We start from the raw sequence: 14,204 nt of genomic DNA, 5'->3' as shown, positions 1-14,204 counted from the left end.
CAGTCGGCGGATGGTCCGCAAGCGCTAACACACGAAAGTGATCGCTTCAGCGGCCCCTGGAACACCGTTCACCTGCTGCGACGCTGCGGCTTGTGCCGGTGTGCGCTCGTCCGGATCGGGAGAAACTGTGAGCGCTTACAGGACTGTAACCACGAGTTCATCGGGATGGGAAGAGGTAGTCCCGGTCACATTTCGATGAAGCGGGGTCGTTGACACCTGGGGTCGGGTGGGTGAACATTCGCTCCGACGCTGCGGTCGCGCCGGGAGACAGTCGACCTCGAGAGGCCCCCGGTATGTCCGTGAAGAACCGGCTGGTGGCAACCGGCCTTCCGCTCGTGCTGCTCGCCGTGCTCGCGACGCCCGCGACCGCGGCCGAGCCCTACGAACGCGTGCTCAACGGCAAGTTCGACAGCGTGAAAACGCCTTGGTGGAGCAGTGGAATCGCTCCTTCCGCAGTGGCGGACGGCAAGCTGTGCGCGCAGATCCCCGGCGGCACGGCGAACCCCTGGACCGCGATGATCGGCCAGAACGACATCCCGCTCGAGGCCGGCCAGCCGTACACGCTGCGCTTCACCGCGACCGCCTCCCGGGACGTCACGGTGCGGGCGGCGGTCGCTCTCGGCGTCGCGCCGAACACCACCGTGCTGAACAGGCCGGCCGCGCTCACCAGTGCTCCCAGGTCGTTCGAGTTCACCGGTACGTCCACTGTGGCCACCCGCACCGGCGGTCAGGTCGCGATCCAGGCCGGCGGCGCGTCCGCGGAGCCCTACACGCTGTGCCTCGACGACGTGTCGCTGACCGGCGGCATCATCCCGCCCGGCGGCGGCTGGGACTACGGCTCACCGGTCCGCACGAACCAGTACGCGTACCCGACGCACGGCACCAAGCGCGCCTCGATCGTCAGCAGCTCCACGACTCCGCTCGACTGGCAGCTGAAGGACGCCGCCGGAATGGTCGTCAAGAGCGGGAAGACGCAGGTCAAGGGACGCGACGCGATGACGCGCGACGATGTGCACATCGCCGACTTCTCGTCCTACCGCCAGGCTGGAAGCGGTTACAGCCTGACCGTCGGCGGCCAGGGCAGCTACCCGTTCGACATCACCGACAAGCCCTACGACCAGCTGCGACGGGACTCGCTGGCGTACTTCTACCACAACCGCAGCGGCATCCCGATCGAGGCGAAGTACGTCGGTGACGCCTACGCGCGCGCTGCGGGCCATGCGGGCGTCGCGCCCAACAAGGGCGACGTCTCGGTGCCGTGCCTGCCGGGGGAGTGCGACTACTCGCTCGACGTGAGCGGCGGCTGGTACGACGCGGGCGACCACGGCAAGTACGTGGTGAACGGCGCGTTGGCCGCGTGGCAGCTGATGGACACCTACGAGCGTTCGCTCTACACGTTCGACATCGAGGGCATCCGCGACGGACTCCTCTCGATCCCGGAGCAGGGCAACCAGCGCCCGGACGTGCTCGACGAGGCGCGCTGGGAGGTCGAGTTCCTGCTCAAGATGCAGGTCCCGGCCGGAAAGCCGTTCGCGGGCATGGCCCACCACAAGATCCACGACCTGGCCTGGACCGCGCACCCGATGCTGCCGGCCAACGACCCGCAGCCGCGCTACCTGCACGCCCCGTCGACCGCCGCCACGCTGAACCTCGCCGCCGCCGGCGCCCAGTGCGCCCGCGTCTACAAGATCTGGGACCGCGCGTTCTCCGACAGGTGCCTGGCCGCGGCCGAGACGGCGTGGAAAGCAGCCCTCGCCACCCCGGCGAAGTACGCGCCGGACGAGGACAGCGTGGGCGGTGGCGCCTACGACGACACCAACGTCACCGACGAGTTCTCGTGGGCCGCGGCCGAGCTCTACGCGACGACCGGCAAGCGCGAGTACCTGAGCAGGATCACCACGAAGCTGACTTCGGCCGGGTTCTCCTGGAAGGACACCGGCGGGCTGGCCGACCTCACGATCCTGCGCCTGCCGCTGAAGTTCCCGCTCGACCGCGTGCTCGCCGCCCGGTCCCGCGTCATCGGTGTCGCCGACGGCCACCTGGACGACCTGAGGTCGCAGGGCTACCCGAACCCGTCCAAGCCCGCCGACGGCCAGTACGCCTGGGGTTCGACGAGCGCCACGCTCACCGCGTCGATGATCATGGCGATGGCCTACGACACCACGCTGAACCGCAAGTACAGCGACGCGGTGCTGGAGTCGATGGACTACCTGCTCGGCCGCAACGGCCTCAACCAGTCGTTCATCAGCGGCTACGGCGAGAAGGCCAGCAGGAACCAGCACCACCGGCACTGGGCGAACCAGGTCGACGCCAAGCTCCCCACCCCACCCGCCGGTGCGCTCGCCGGCGGCCCGAACTCGGGCCTGCAGGACCCGGTGGCCCAGCAGAACCTGCCGGGCTGTGCCCCCGCGAAGTGCTACATCGACGAGCTGGGTTCCTGGTCCACCAACGAGGTCGCCATCAACTGGAACTCCGCGCTCGCCTGGGTCGCGGCGTTCGCCGACACGCGCTGACGCGCTCTCCCGTAGGAAAGTCCCCGTCCGAAAGGAGATCCACAGTGCGGTGGATCGTCCGTTCCACGACCGTCGCCTGCGCGGTCGCGCTGCTGGCACCCACTTCCCCTGCCGCGGCAGCCAGTCCGATCAGCCTGACGAGCGGCTTCTACGTCAACCCGAACTCCGCGCCCGCCACCTGGGCGCGGAACAACCCGGGCGACTCCAGGTCCGCGCGGATCCAGTCCTCCATCGGCTCCAAGCCGATCGCGCGCTGGTTCGGCAACGACGCGAACATCGGCTCGACCGTGGCCAATTACGCGGGCGCGGCCGACGGGCAGGACAGGTTGCCCGTGCTCGTCGCGTACAACATCCCCAACCGGGACGCCTGCGGTGGCCACTCGGGAGGCGGCGCGGGCAGCGCGGCCGCCTACCGGACCTGGATCTCGGGCTTCGCGGCCGGGATCGGGACCAAACCCGCGGTCGTGGTCGTCGAACCGGACGCGCTCGCCGCGTACGGCTGCCTCGACCAGGCGAAGCGCGACGAGATGGCCGGGTTGCTCCGGTACGCCACCGAGCAGCTGAAAGCCAAGGCGCCCAACACCTACGCCTACCTCGACGCGGGCAACGCCGGCTGGGGCACCCCGTCGACGATGGCGTACCGGCTGAACGAGGCCGGCGTGGCGAACATACGCGGGTTCTCCGTCAACGTGTCCAACTACTATACGACCAGCCAGTCGGCGACCTACGCGAACTCGATCAACGGCTTCCTGGGCACCGCGCGGCCGTTCGTGATCGACACCAGCCGCAACGCCAACGGGCGCAACTCCGACCCGGACGGCTGGTGCAACCCGGCGGGCGCCAGGCTCGGCGTCACCGCCCAGACGGGCGGTGGTGCCGAAATGCTGTTGTGGGTCAAGACACCCGGCGTGTCCGACGGCCCGTGCGGCATCGCCCCGACCACACCGGCCGGGACCTTCGACCCGGATCTCGCCGTCCGGCTGATCACCGGGACCTGAGGGGGAGCACCGGCCCGTGCGCGGGCCGGTGCTCGCCGAAGATGAGGTCCCAGTCGAGCTCGGGCTCGGGGACCGGGCGCGGTTCGGGCAGGTGGTGGTGCGTCGGGACGATCGACCCGTTGAGGAACTGCCACACCTCGTCGCCCACGCGGTGCCGCTCCACGACGGCGGCCTTCCTCGGCTGGGGGATGCCGGTCGGGATCGTCGCCACGAAACGGATCCCGCGGAACCCCTCGGCGTCGGTGGCCTCCAGCGTGCCCTGGTGCCGTCCCGCGATGCGGCGGGCGATGGCGAGCCCGAGGCCCGCACCACCCGCGGCACGGGTGCGGGCCTCGTCGAGCCGGGTGAACCGGTCGAAGACGCGTTCCCGGTCCCCCTCGGGAATCCCGGGGCCGTCGTCGATGACCTCGAGCGTCGCGGACGACCCGCCGCGCAGGCGCACGACGACCTCGGTGCCCGCGTGGCGTTCGGCGTTGTCGAGCAGGTTGCCGAGCAGCCGGGACAGCTGCGCGTGCCGTCCGGGCACGAGCACGTGGTCCTCGGCGTCGAGCGTGACCATCGCCCGTCGGGAGACCTCGCGGCGCACGACGGCGCTGAGGTCGACGGTGTCCTGCCGGTCCAGCGCGTCGGCGTCCAGCCTGGTCAGCAGCAACAGGTCGGTGGTCAGCTCCTGCAGCCGTTCGGCGTCTTCCAGCGCCATCTTCACGACGGTCGGCCAGTCCGCCATGTCGGGGTGCGACAACGCGATCTCGAGCTCGGCCCGCAGCGCGGCGAGGGGGCTGCGCAGCTCGTGCGAGGCGTCCGCGACGAACCGGCGGGTGTCCTCGACGGCGTGGTGCACCCGGTCGAGCGTCTCGTTCAGCGTCGCGCCCAGCCGGGCGATCTCGTTGTCCGAGGACGGCACGGGGACGCGCCGGGTGAGGTTGTGCTCGTTGATCTCGGCCACCTCGGCGCGCATCGCCTCCACCGGCCGCAGCACCCGCCCGACCGCGGTCAGCACCGTGACCGACACCAGCGTGGTGACCAGCACGAACACCCCGAGCAGGCCCAGCGCCGCGGTGTTCAGCTCCGCCTGCGCCTGCGCGGTGATCGTCCGTGCCGCCTCCTCCGGGGGCCGCGGCCCCGCCCCGACCACCTCGTACCCGAACTCGCCGAACGGCGACAGCGTCAGCTCCGGGCGCACCTCGGTGGTCGCGTACTGGACCACCACGTCCGGCGCGGTGAGCAGTTTCCGCTCGTCCAGGACGACGCACTTGCTGCCGGCGCACACGTAGTGCACGCGCGAGCTGTTCTCGGCCTGGGTGGTGATCTGCTGCCGTTGCGACCCCAGCATCAGGAACCCGGCCAGGCCGACCAGCACTGCCGTCGCCACCGTGGCCAGCACGGTCACCTTGACCTGCAACGACCTCACCGGTCCACCAACCTGTAACCGACACCGCGCACGGTGGTGATGCTCCGCCGGTCGAACGGCGCGTCGATCTTGCGCCGCAACGCGCTGACGTAGACCTCGACGAGGTTCGGGTCGGGGTCCTGCGCCGAGTCCCACACGCCGTCGATGATCTCCGACTTCGTGACGACCTCCCCGGCGTGCCGCAGCAGGAAGCTCAGCACCGAGAACTCCTTGGCCTTCAGGTCGATCCGCGTGGTCCCGCGGTGGCACTCGCGGCTGACCGGGTCGAGCACCAGGTCACCGGCCCTCAGCAGCACCGGCTGGGCGTTGCGCGACCGCCGCCCGAGCGCTCTGAGCCGCGCGACCAGCACGACGTAGGAGAACGGCTTGGTCAGGTAGTCGTCCGCGCCGGTGTCGAGGCCCTCTGCCTCGTCGAACTCGCCGTCCTTCGCGGTGAGCATGAGGATCGGCGTCCAGATCCCGGCGTCCCGCAGCTCCTTGCAGACCCGGTAGCCGTTGAGGCCGGGCAGCATGATGTCCAGGACGATCACGTCGTACGGGTGCTCCCGCGCCCGCCACAGCCCGTCGGTGCCGGTGCGCTCCACGTCGACCGCGAAGCCCTCGGCGGTCAGGCCGCGGGTGAGCAGGTCGGCGAGGCGGGGGTCATCTTCCACGACGAGCACGCGCATGAGGGCAGCGTGCCGCATCACCCGTGATCGAGTCCTGAAATCCGTTTCAGGATCCTTCAGCATCACTTCAGGTTCACCCTGACAGGCTCTGCGTCGTGGAGCCGGGGGGATCCACGGCCGGGGGAGAAGGTGGCGGCGAGGTCGAGGGGGAGCAGCGCCGCCGCCTTCTGAAACACACCGACCGGCTCGGTTCGTTCCGCGACCCGGAACGACCTCTCCCGCACCGCACGCGGGTCGGCCCGGCCACCGCGACGCAGCTCGCGCGGCACGGCGCCCTGGTCGTCCTGGCGGTGCGGGACGTCCGGGCCGGTCAACGGGCGGCCGGGGCGATCAGGAACGTGGTGCCCCGCGCCGATTTGCAGGTGCGGGAACTCGACCTGGCGTGCCTGGAGCCGGTGCGCGGGTTCGCCGGCGACGTGACGTCCTCGCTCGGCACGGTCGACCTGCTGGTGAACAACGCCGTCACCGCCGACCTCGGCCCGGCGCGCGCGACCGCGGACGGGTTCGAGCTCCACATCGGCACGAACTTCCTCGGCCACTTCGCCCTCACCGGCCTGCTCCCCGGCGCGCTGAGCCGGGCGGGGCGAGGGTCGTCAACCTCAGCTCCACCGCGCATCGCGGTGTGCACCTCGACGTCGACGACCTCATGTCCGAACGGACGGCGGCTGTGGAACGCGGCCGAGGCGCTCACGGGAGTGCGCTACCTCTGACGCCGTTCCCGCTGTCAGGTCACGGGAAACTTCAAACACTCGAACGGAGCAGTTCCGCGACTGAACGGTCCACTTGCGACGGTTCCGTCCGGGCGGTGCGTGATCGTCCTATGAGGACAAATGGTGACGGACCTCCGCTGCTGCCGTGTGAGATCTCGGTAAAAGCACGAATTCGTTTGTGTGCAAGCCAGGTTGCACGCCGCAACCCCGCCTTCAGTCGAATTTTCTTCTTTCCCTTCGGTGCATCCGCCCTGGTCCGTGCGCTGTTTCGCTTGTCCGCGCGGGAAGTCGGGCCGCGTCGGACGCTCGTCCGGTGTTGACAGAGCCGACTCGGCGATCAACCATGGAAGCGCTCTCATAACCGGTCTGTACCAGTTCTCGGAGCGCGGGCGCCGGCCTTCCCTGAAGCAGGGCCGGGGCCTGATGACGGAAAAACCCTGCACAAGGAGTTGTATGCGCACTCGAACAAAGTGGTTGAGCGCGCTCGCCGCACTGGCGGCGACTGCATCGGCGGTCATCGCGACCGCACCTGCCCAGGCGATCGGGCCGGAACTGCTGCCGCTCACCGTCACCAACAACAGCGGCCGTTCCGAGGCCGTGCACCTGTACGTGCTGGGCACGGACATCCGCAGCGGGCGTCTGGGGTACGTCAACCAGGCGGGGGCTTTCACGCCGTGGTCGCCGGGCGGCAACCCGCCCACCCCGGCACCGGACGTGTCGATCGCCGGCCCTGGTCAGGGCGGCACGACCACGCTGCAGGTGCCGCGGTTCATCTCGGGCCGTGTCTACATGTCGTTCGGGGAGAAGCTGAAGTTCTTCCTGACGCCGGACGGCCTGGTGCAGCCGGCACCGTGGGCTGGTGGCGATCCGAACAGCGGCATCCTGTTCGACTGGAGCGAGTTCACCTACAACGACGCGGGTCTGTGGCTCAACAGCTCGCAGGTGGACATGTTCGCGGTGCCGCACGCGGTGACCGTGACGGGCGCGAGCGGTGCCACGAAGAAGACCGGTGAGCTGAAGTCCGGCGGTCGTGACGCGGTGATCAACGGCATCCGCGGCCAGGCCGGGTGGGGCGGGTCGGTCGTGTCCCGTTCGGACGGCACGGTGCTGCGGGTGCTGGCGCCGGGCAAGGCGGCGGACGTCGGCAACTTCGACCGCAACTACCTCGACCCGTACATCACCGAGGCCTGGGACGCCTACGCGGGCAAGACGCTGACGGTGCAGCCGTTCGGTGACCGTCCGGACGTGAAGTACTTCGGCCGCACCTCAGGCGCCACCATGAACTTCACGGACTCCACCGGAAAGCAGGTGGCTTCCTTCGCGAAGCCGTCCACGGCCAACGTCTGGGGCTGTGACGGCGCGTTGCAGGCGCCCAACGACCAGGTGGTCGGCCCGATCGCCCGCACGCTGTGCGCCGCGCTGCACCGCTCGACGCTGGGACGCATCGACACCCAGCCCGGTGGTGGCCCGGCGGACTTCTACCAGGGCGCGATCACCAACCACTACTCCCGGCTGGTGCACCAGAACATGGTGGACGGCAAGGCGTACGGGTTCGCGTTCGACGACGTGCAGGCCCAGGAGTCCCTGGTGCACGACGGCGACCCGCGCTCGGCGGGGATCGTCCTGACCCCGTTCGGCGGCGCTGCCCCGGCCTCCGCGGCGAGCGGGGCCGTCAGCGACTCGAGTGGCGAGGTCGTTCCGAACTGGAACTTCGCCCTGGCCTGAGCCCACGGCTGAAGCCCTTGACGAACGGCGCTGCGGACCACGTCCGCAGCGCCGTTCTGGCGTGGAACTGTGATCCAGGACGTAGATAGAACGATCGGTCTTGACTGCGGAGGACGGCAGGGGCTTTACTGGGCAAGGTAGAACGTTCTGTCTCTTTGAGAACGTCGGACCGCCGAAGCCTCCTGTCTCCGAGTAAGGACTCGTCATGCGCAGCAAACTCCTCCGCAAGGCCTTGATCGTCGGAGTGAGCGCACTCTCCGTGCTCGCCCTGTCCGTGCCCGCGACGGCCACCACGCCCGACCGCCCCGGCGGTTCGGCCAAGCCGACCGTCGTGCTCGTCCACGGGGCGTGGGCGGACTCGTCGAGCTGGGCGCCCGTCGTCGAGCGGCTGACGCGCGACGGTTATCCGGTGAGAGCCATCGCGAACCCGCTCCAGGGCCTCACCGGTGACAGCGCCTACCTCGCCGGCTACCTCGCGACGATCGAGGGACCGAAGATCCTGGTCGGGCACTCGTACGGCGGCGCCGTGATCACCAACGCGGCCACGACCGCCCCCGGCGTCAAGGCGCTCGTCTACGTCGCGGGCTTCATCCCCGCCCAGGGCGAGACGATCGGCGAGCTCGCCTCGCGGTCGGCTTCGCCCCTGCCGCTGCTCGCCACCCAGGTCCCCGGCGGCACCGAGGTCGTCATCGACCCCGCCCACTTCCGCGACAGGTTCGCGGGTGACCTCGACCGGACCACCGCCACCACCCTCGCCGTCGCCCAGCGGCCGGCGAACACCAACGCGGTCACGGACGCCAGCGGCGCCGAGGGCTTCCGCACCATTCCCTCGTTCGCCTTGGTGACGCGCAAGGACCGCGCCATCGACCCGTCGGTGCAGCGGTTCATGGCCACCAGGGCCAACGCGAAGATCACCGAGGTGGACGCCTCGCACGCCGTGATGCTCAGCCGTCCGGACGTGGTCACGAAGCTGATCGAGTCCGCCGCGCGGTGACCTCGTGAACCCGGCGGGGTGCGGTGGTTCCGGCCACCGCACCCCGCCGGTCACTCGACATCCACGTCAGATCACAGGGGTGGCGGGAAACTTGAAGCGCGCGGTTTCTCCCGCGAAGGTGTACGGGGAGTCATCACGAATCCGTGGTGCGCTAACGCTTTCGAGCCGGGCGTAGTGCTCGGGTGTGAGCTCGAGTGAAAGCGAGGCGATGTAGTCGTCGAGCTGCTCCGTCGTGCGCGGTCCGATGATCGGGACGATCGCGGTGGTGGCGCGCTCGGCGCGGGCGAGGACCCAGGCGGACGCGATGCGCCCCGGCTTCTCCCCGACCTCGTCGGCGATCTCGAGCACGACGTCCAGAACCGACTTCTGGTGTCCGGTGTCCTCGGTCGGCACCCCCAGGGCGGTGTAGCGGCCCTCTTCCCCGCGGCGGTACTTCCCGGTCAGCCGGCCGCCGGCGAGCGGGTAGTAGGCGCACACGCCGAGACCGAACGCTTCGGCGGCCGGCAGCATCTCGTGCTCGATGTCGCGGTTCAGGAGGTTCAACGGCTCCTGCACGCCGACCAGGTCGAGGCTCCTGCTCGCTCCCACCGCCACCCGCCAGGCCGGGAAGTTCGAGAGACCGCCGTGGAGGATCTTGCCCGCGCGCCGCAGGTCCTCGAAGGTCGAGAGGATCTCGTCGATCGGGGTGACGCCGTCGGGGAGGTGGACCCAGAGAAGGTCGATGTAGTCGGTCCTCAGGCGACGCAGGCTGGCTTCGACGGAGAGCAGGGCGGCACGGCGGCTGTTGCCGGTGCGATGCACCGAATGCGGCATGCGCGTGTACTTGGTGCCCAGCACGAAGTCCTCACGCCGGCCCTCGATGAGCTCGCCCAGGACGCTTTCCGATTCCCCGGCCCCGTATCCGTCCGACGTGTCCAGGAAAGTGCCGCCGGCGTCGGCGAAGGCGTTCAGGACGATCCGGGCCTCGTCCGGGGTGCTGCGGGCGTTCGGCCCGGTGCCGAACCCGGCTGTGCCGAGAGCCAGTTCGGACACCCGCAGTCCGGTCCGACGGCCGAAGGTCTGGTATCGCATCGCGGATCACGCCCCGGCCGCGGGCAACGGCGTCGCCGAGAACAGGCCCTCCGGATCCCACTTCGCCTTGACCTGCTGGAGGCGGGAGAGGTTCTCCCCGTACAGGTGCGCGATCTGCTCGGTCGCCTCCGGCCCGAGGTTGTTGACGTAGCCGCCGGGGAACGACTGGTCCGCCAGCGCCTCCGACGCCGCGTCGGCCCACGCGCGAACACGATCGCCCGCGTCCTCGCCCTCCCAGATCCCGATGATCTCGATCATGAGGTGCGGCTCGCGCCGGTCGAAGGCGGTGGCGTCCGGAGCGACCCTCGTGGAAGCGCCGTGGAAGTGGTGCAGCACGAGAGCGGAGAACGGCGTCGGAATCCTGTCGCCGAACTCCGCGAGGGAGTCGATGAGCTCGTCGCTGATGGAGGGGACGTTGCGCGTCCGCATCACGACGTTGCGGCCATCGGGGAACATCGCGTCCAGCGAGGCGATCACCGCGGCCTGGGGCGCGGCCGCGAGCCGGCCCACCGCCAAGTCGCCCAGCCTTGTCAGCGCCATGGCCGGACCCTCCGGATCGAGCCCGGCCTCGACATCACCCGACCAGGTGGGGATGACGGCCAGACCGGGCGAGCCGTCCGGACCGACGATCACCGCGGTCTGGATCGTCAGGCTGTCTGGGCAGTTCTCCATGGCCTCGCGCACACCCTCGAGCACCTGACGGGCCTGGTGCCACGGGTACAGCAACAGCCCGGACACCACCTGGGGCACGGCGTGCAGCCGCACGGTCATCGACGTGACGACCCCGAAGTTGCCGCCACCACCGCGAAGCGCCCACAGCAGGCCCTCGTCAGCGTCCACAACGGACCCGTCCGCGGTGACCACCTCGGCGCCGAGCAGGTTGTCCGCGGCAAGGCCGGCCACACCGTTCAGCGGCCCGTAGCCACCGCCGAGGGTGAGACCGGACACCCCCACCGTCCCCACCGTGCCGGTCGCCGCCACCAGGCCGTGCTCGCCGGCTGCGGCCAGCAGGTCGTTGACGGCGGCACCCCCACCCACCTCGGCCGTCCGGGCCCGCGGGTCCACCCGCACGGAGTTCAGCGGCCTGATGTCCAGCGTCAGACCGCCCTCGGCCAAGGCGAATCCCGCGTGGTTGTGACCCCGTCCACGCACCGACAGCGGCAACCCGAACTCACGAGCGGTCCGCACGCCGATCACCACGTCATCGGTGGACGTGCAGGTCAGCACGATGGCGGGACGCTGTTCCGCGGCACCGTTCCACAAAGCGATGCCGCGGGCGTACTCCGGCCCGGACACGTGCACCTGGTGGGCGGGCAGACGATCGATCAACGCGGCTCGGGCGGACACGACCGCCTGGTCGTGGTCGAAGCCGTCACCAGGCATGAGTTTCTCCTCTGCATTGTATGTAACGATCACTATACTCAGAAGAGGGTGAGGTCCGCTCCGCCTCCGACCACGATTTCCTGGCCCGTGACGTAGGCGGCCCCGTCCGAAGCGAGGAACGCGACCGTCTCGGCGATCTCGGTCATGCGGCCGAGGCGGCCGAGGGGGACGTGGTCGGCCTGGTGCCGCTTGATCCGCGAGATGTCCTCTTCGGACACACCGGATCTACGCAGGAGGGGTGTGTCGACGGCGCCGGGGCTGACCGCGTTGACGCGGATGCGGCGTGGGGCGAGTTCGACCGCCAGCGAGGGCACCATGGTGAGCAGGGCACCGCGGCTGCCGGCTGCGACGCTCGCGCCGGGGATGCCGCGGGTCGCGGCGATCCCGACGGTGATGACGACCGAGGCGCCTTCGGCGAGCAGGGGCTCCATCTTCTGCAGGGTGAAGAACTGCCCCTTCGTGTTGATGTCGAAGAGCTCGTCGTAGCTCCGTTCGTCGACGGCGTCGAGAGGGGCGGCACGGAACACGCCGGCGTTCAGGAAGAGCAGGTCGACCTGACCGAACCGGGTGCGCACCTCGTCGACGAGCCGGTCGGTGTCCGGCAACGACCGGGAGTCCGCGCGCACCGCGACGACCCCCTCGGGAAGATTCGGTGCGATGGCGGCCACCGAGGTGTCGGTGCTGCCGGTGACGACGACCCGGTAGCCACGTCCGGCGAGCAGTTCCGCGGTGGCGAGGCCGATGCCGCTGGTACCGCCGGTGATCACTGCGTTGGGCATGGGGTTCCTTCAGACTGCCTGTGGGACAACGGCTCAGAGCTGGGTGTAGCCACCGTCCACCGCCAGTTCGACCCCGGTGGTGTACGTGGCGTCGAAGGCCAGGAACGCCGCCGCCGCGGCGATCTCCACGGGAGTGCCGAGGCGCCGCAACGGGTTCTCCGCCACCCGCTGCGCGATGAACTCCGCGGCGGCCTCCGGGCTCATCTCCTTCTCGAGCACCCCGGTGTCGACCGGTCCGGGGCTGATGGCGTTGACCCGGATCTCCCGGCCGGTCAGTTCGGCGGCGAAGCCGCGGGCCAGGGAACGCAGCGCCGCCTTGCTCGCCGCGTAGGCACTGGTGGTGGGGATGCCCATGACGCTCGCGGCCGAAGTCGTGAGGACGACACCGGCCCCCTTGTTCAACAGAGGGGCGAGCTTCTGCACCGTGAAGAAGGCACCTTTGACATTGATGTCGAACACTTCGTCGTAGGCCTTCTCGGTCATCTCTTCCAGCAACGCGGTGCGGGTGACACCGGCGTTCACGAAGAGCGCGTCGAGCGAACCGAGTTCCGCTGAGACCTGTTCGGCGAGTGAGTCCAGGTCCTCCAGCGAGGCCACGTCGCCCCGCGCGGTCAGCGCGTTCGGTCCGAGCCTCTCCCGGGCGGCGTCGAGTCGTTCCCGGGAGCGGCCGGTGATCACGACCCGTGCGCCGCGCTCCACCAGGAACTCGGCGATCCCGAACCCGAGTCCGCTGGCTCCGCCGGTGACGACCGCGTTCTTTCCGGTGTACACACCCATCCTGGCATCTCCTGCGCTTGTTCTTCGACGTGCTGCAACGGTTCCAAGGTCTGGTCCACTGTGCACGGTCAGCGGCCACGGGTTTCGATCTTCATGTCTCCGTGGGACACCATGCGGATGTGGTCGCTCGCAAGCAGGTCGTGCGGGTCGCCGAGCCTGATCGCGCTGACCTCGTCGAGCCGGGCGAACTGGTCGTCGGTCAGCTCGACCTGCAAGGCGTCGAGGTTGCCCCGCAACTGGTCCGGAGTGCGCGCCCCGATGATCGGCGCCGCGACACCGGGGTTCCGCAGCACCCACGCCAGCGCGACCTGCGCCGGGGTGCGTTCGTGCTCGGCGGCGATGTCCCGCACGACGTCGGCGATGCCGAGCGTCCGCTCGGTCACCATGCCCAGGGTCGCGTTGAAGCTCTTGCGGTTGCTCTCGCCGGGTTCGGCGCTCGCCGGGGTGAGGTCGGCGCGGCTGTACTTGCCCGACAGGATACCGCCGCCCAGCGGCGAGAACGGGGTCACACCCAGTCCCATCGCCCGGGACATGGGGATGAGGTCGCGTTCCGCGTCCCGGTTGATGAGGCTGTACTCGACCTGCAGTGCGATCAACGGCGTCCAGCCGCGCAGGTCGGCGATGGTCTGCATGCGCGAGATCTCCCACGCGGGGGCGCTGGACATCGCCACGTAGAGGACCTTGCCCTGGCGGACCACGTCGTCCAGGCCGCGGAGGATCTCGTCGGCCGGTGTCGTGAAGTCCCAGACGTGCAGGTGCAGCAGGTCGATGTGGTCGGTGCCGAGTTGCCGCAGGCTGGCCTCCACCGACGCGAACAGGTTCTTGCGGTGGGGCCCGCCCGAGTTCGGGTCGCCGGGAGTGCGCAGGGTGGAGTACTTCGTGGCCAGGACCAGGCTTTCGCGCCGGCCGCGGCTGAACTCGCCCACCAGCCGTTCGGAGCTCCCGTTGGTGTAGGTGGGAGCGGTGTCGATGAAGTTGCCGCCGTTCTCGACGTACGTGTCGAACAGAACGCGCGCGTTGTCCCGCTCGACGCCCCAGCCCCACTCGGTGCCGAACGTCGCCGTGCCGAGCGCCAGCGGGGAGACGCGGAGTCCTGACCGCCCCAGCAGTCGGTAGGTGTCAAGGCTGAGTGGCATCGAGGTTCTCCGGTTCCTTAAGTACAACGACTGTGTACT

12 protein-coding genes are annotated in these 14,204 nt (G+C 69.7%); 5 read left to right on the top strand and 7 right to left on the bottom strand.

The window, feature by feature from the left end; all coding sequences use genetic code 11:
- Nucleotides 1-314 precede the first annotated feature (314 nt).
- Nucleotides 315-2,513 carry a glycoside hydrolase family 9 protein gene (locus tag BMY74_RS10415; protein WP_218159592.1) on the top strand — a complete coding sequence of 733 codons (2,199 nt, stop codon included), beginning with the start codon at nt 315-317 and terminating at the stop codon, nt 2,511-2,513.
- 44 nt (nt 2,514-2,557) lie between these two features.
- Nucleotides 2,558-3,511 carry a glycoside hydrolase family 6 protein gene (locus BMY74_RS10410; protein ID WP_245786019.1) on the top strand — a complete coding sequence of 318 codons (954 nt, stop codon included), beginning with the start codon at nt 2,558-2,560 and terminating at the stop codon, nt 3,509-3,511.
- On the opposite strand, the gene BMY74_RS10405 is transcribed toward BMY74_RS10410, so the two are convergent.
- Together BMY74_RS10405 and BMY74_RS10400 are read right to left on the bottom strand one after the other, a co-directional pair.
- Nucleotides 3,498-4,922, bottom strand: coding sequence for a sensor histidine kinase (locus tag BMY74_RS10405; RefSeq protein ID WP_089913429.1), 1,425 nt, complete (start codon nt 4,920-4,922; stop codon nt 3,498-3,500). The two genes, BMY74_RS10410 and BMY74_RS10405, sit on opposite strands and share 14 nt — an antisense overlap.
- Complete coding sequence (locus tag BMY74_RS10400; protein WP_089914249.1) at nt 4,919-5,590, bottom strand: response regulator transcription factor; 672 nt, start codon at nt 5,588-5,590, stop codon at nt 4,919-4,921. The genes BMY74_RS10405 and BMY74_RS10400 overlap by 4 nt, the downstream gene beginning before the upstream one ends.
- Before the next feature lie 95 nt (nt 5,591-5,685).
- Between BMY74_RS10400 and BMY74_RS45690 the strand changes: the two genes are divergently transcribed.
- From BMY74_RS45690 to BMY74_RS10385, 3 genes are all read left to right on the top strand, one after another.
- Entirely contained in the window at nt 5,686-6,300 is a 615-nt protein-coding gene (locus BMY74_RS45690; protein WP_218159591.1) for an SDR family NAD(P)-dependent oxidoreductase, read from the top strand.
- A gap of 453 nt (nt 6,301-6,753) precedes the next feature.
- Nucleotides 6,754-8,025: a glycoside hydrolase family 64 protein gene (locus tag BMY74_RS10390; RefSeq protein ID WP_143091521.1), complete on the top strand. Its 1,272-nt coding sequence runs from the start codon at nt 6,754-6,756 to the stop codon at nt 8,023-8,025.
- A 205-nt stretch (nt 8,026-8,230) separates the two neighbouring features.
- The gene (locus BMY74_RS10385) at nt 8,231-9,019 is read left to right on the top strand and encodes an alpha/beta fold hydrolase (protein ID WP_089913426.1); all 789 of its coding nucleotides are present in this window, start codon (nt 8,231-8,233) and stop codon (nt 9,017-9,019) included.
- 66 nt (nt 9,020-9,085) lie between these two features.
- Here BMY74_RS10385 and BMY74_RS10380 read toward each other — a convergent pair whose 3' ends face one another.
- From BMY74_RS10380 to BMY74_RS10360, 5 genes are all read right to left on the bottom strand, one after another.
- Entirely contained in the window at nt 9,086-10,090 is a 1,005-nt protein-coding gene (locus BMY74_RS10380; protein WP_089913424.1) for an aldo/keto reductase, read from the bottom strand.
- A gap of 6 nt (nt 10,091-10,096) precedes the next feature.
- Nucleotides 10,097-11,473 (bottom strand): FAD-binding oxidoreductase, encoded by a 1,377-nt coding sequence (locus BMY74_RS10375; RefSeq protein ID WP_089913420.1) that lies wholly within the window; start codon nt 11,471-11,473, stop codon nt 10,097-10,099.
- Nucleotides 11,474-11,511: 38 nt separating this feature from the next.
- Nucleotides 11,512-12,252: an SDR family oxidoreductase gene (locus BMY74_RS10370; RefSeq protein WP_089913415.1), complete on the bottom strand. Its 741-nt coding sequence runs from the start codon at nt 12,250-12,252 to the stop codon at nt 11,512-11,514.
- A 33-nt stretch (nt 12,253-12,285) separates the two neighbouring features.
- Nucleotides 12,286-13,029 (bottom strand): SDR family oxidoreductase, encoded by a 744-nt coding sequence (locus tag BMY74_RS10365; protein ID WP_089913412.1) that lies wholly within the window; start codon nt 13,027-13,029, stop codon nt 12,286-12,288.
- 68 nt (nt 13,030-13,097) lie between these two features.
- The gene (locus tag BMY74_RS10360) at nt 13,098-14,165 is read right to left on the bottom strand and encodes an aldo/keto reductase (protein WP_089913408.1); all 1,068 of its coding nucleotides are present in this window, start codon (nt 14,163-14,165) and stop codon (nt 13,098-13,100) included.
- Nucleotides 14,166-14,204: the final 39 nt, after the last annotated feature.

It is taken from the genome of Lentzea albida (genome assembly GCF_900111005.1).
GTDB lineage: Bacteria > Actinomycetota > Actinomycetes > Mycobacteriales > Pseudonocardiaceae > Lentzea > Lentzea albida.
This window is presented reverse-complemented; position numbering and strand designations above follow the sequence as displayed.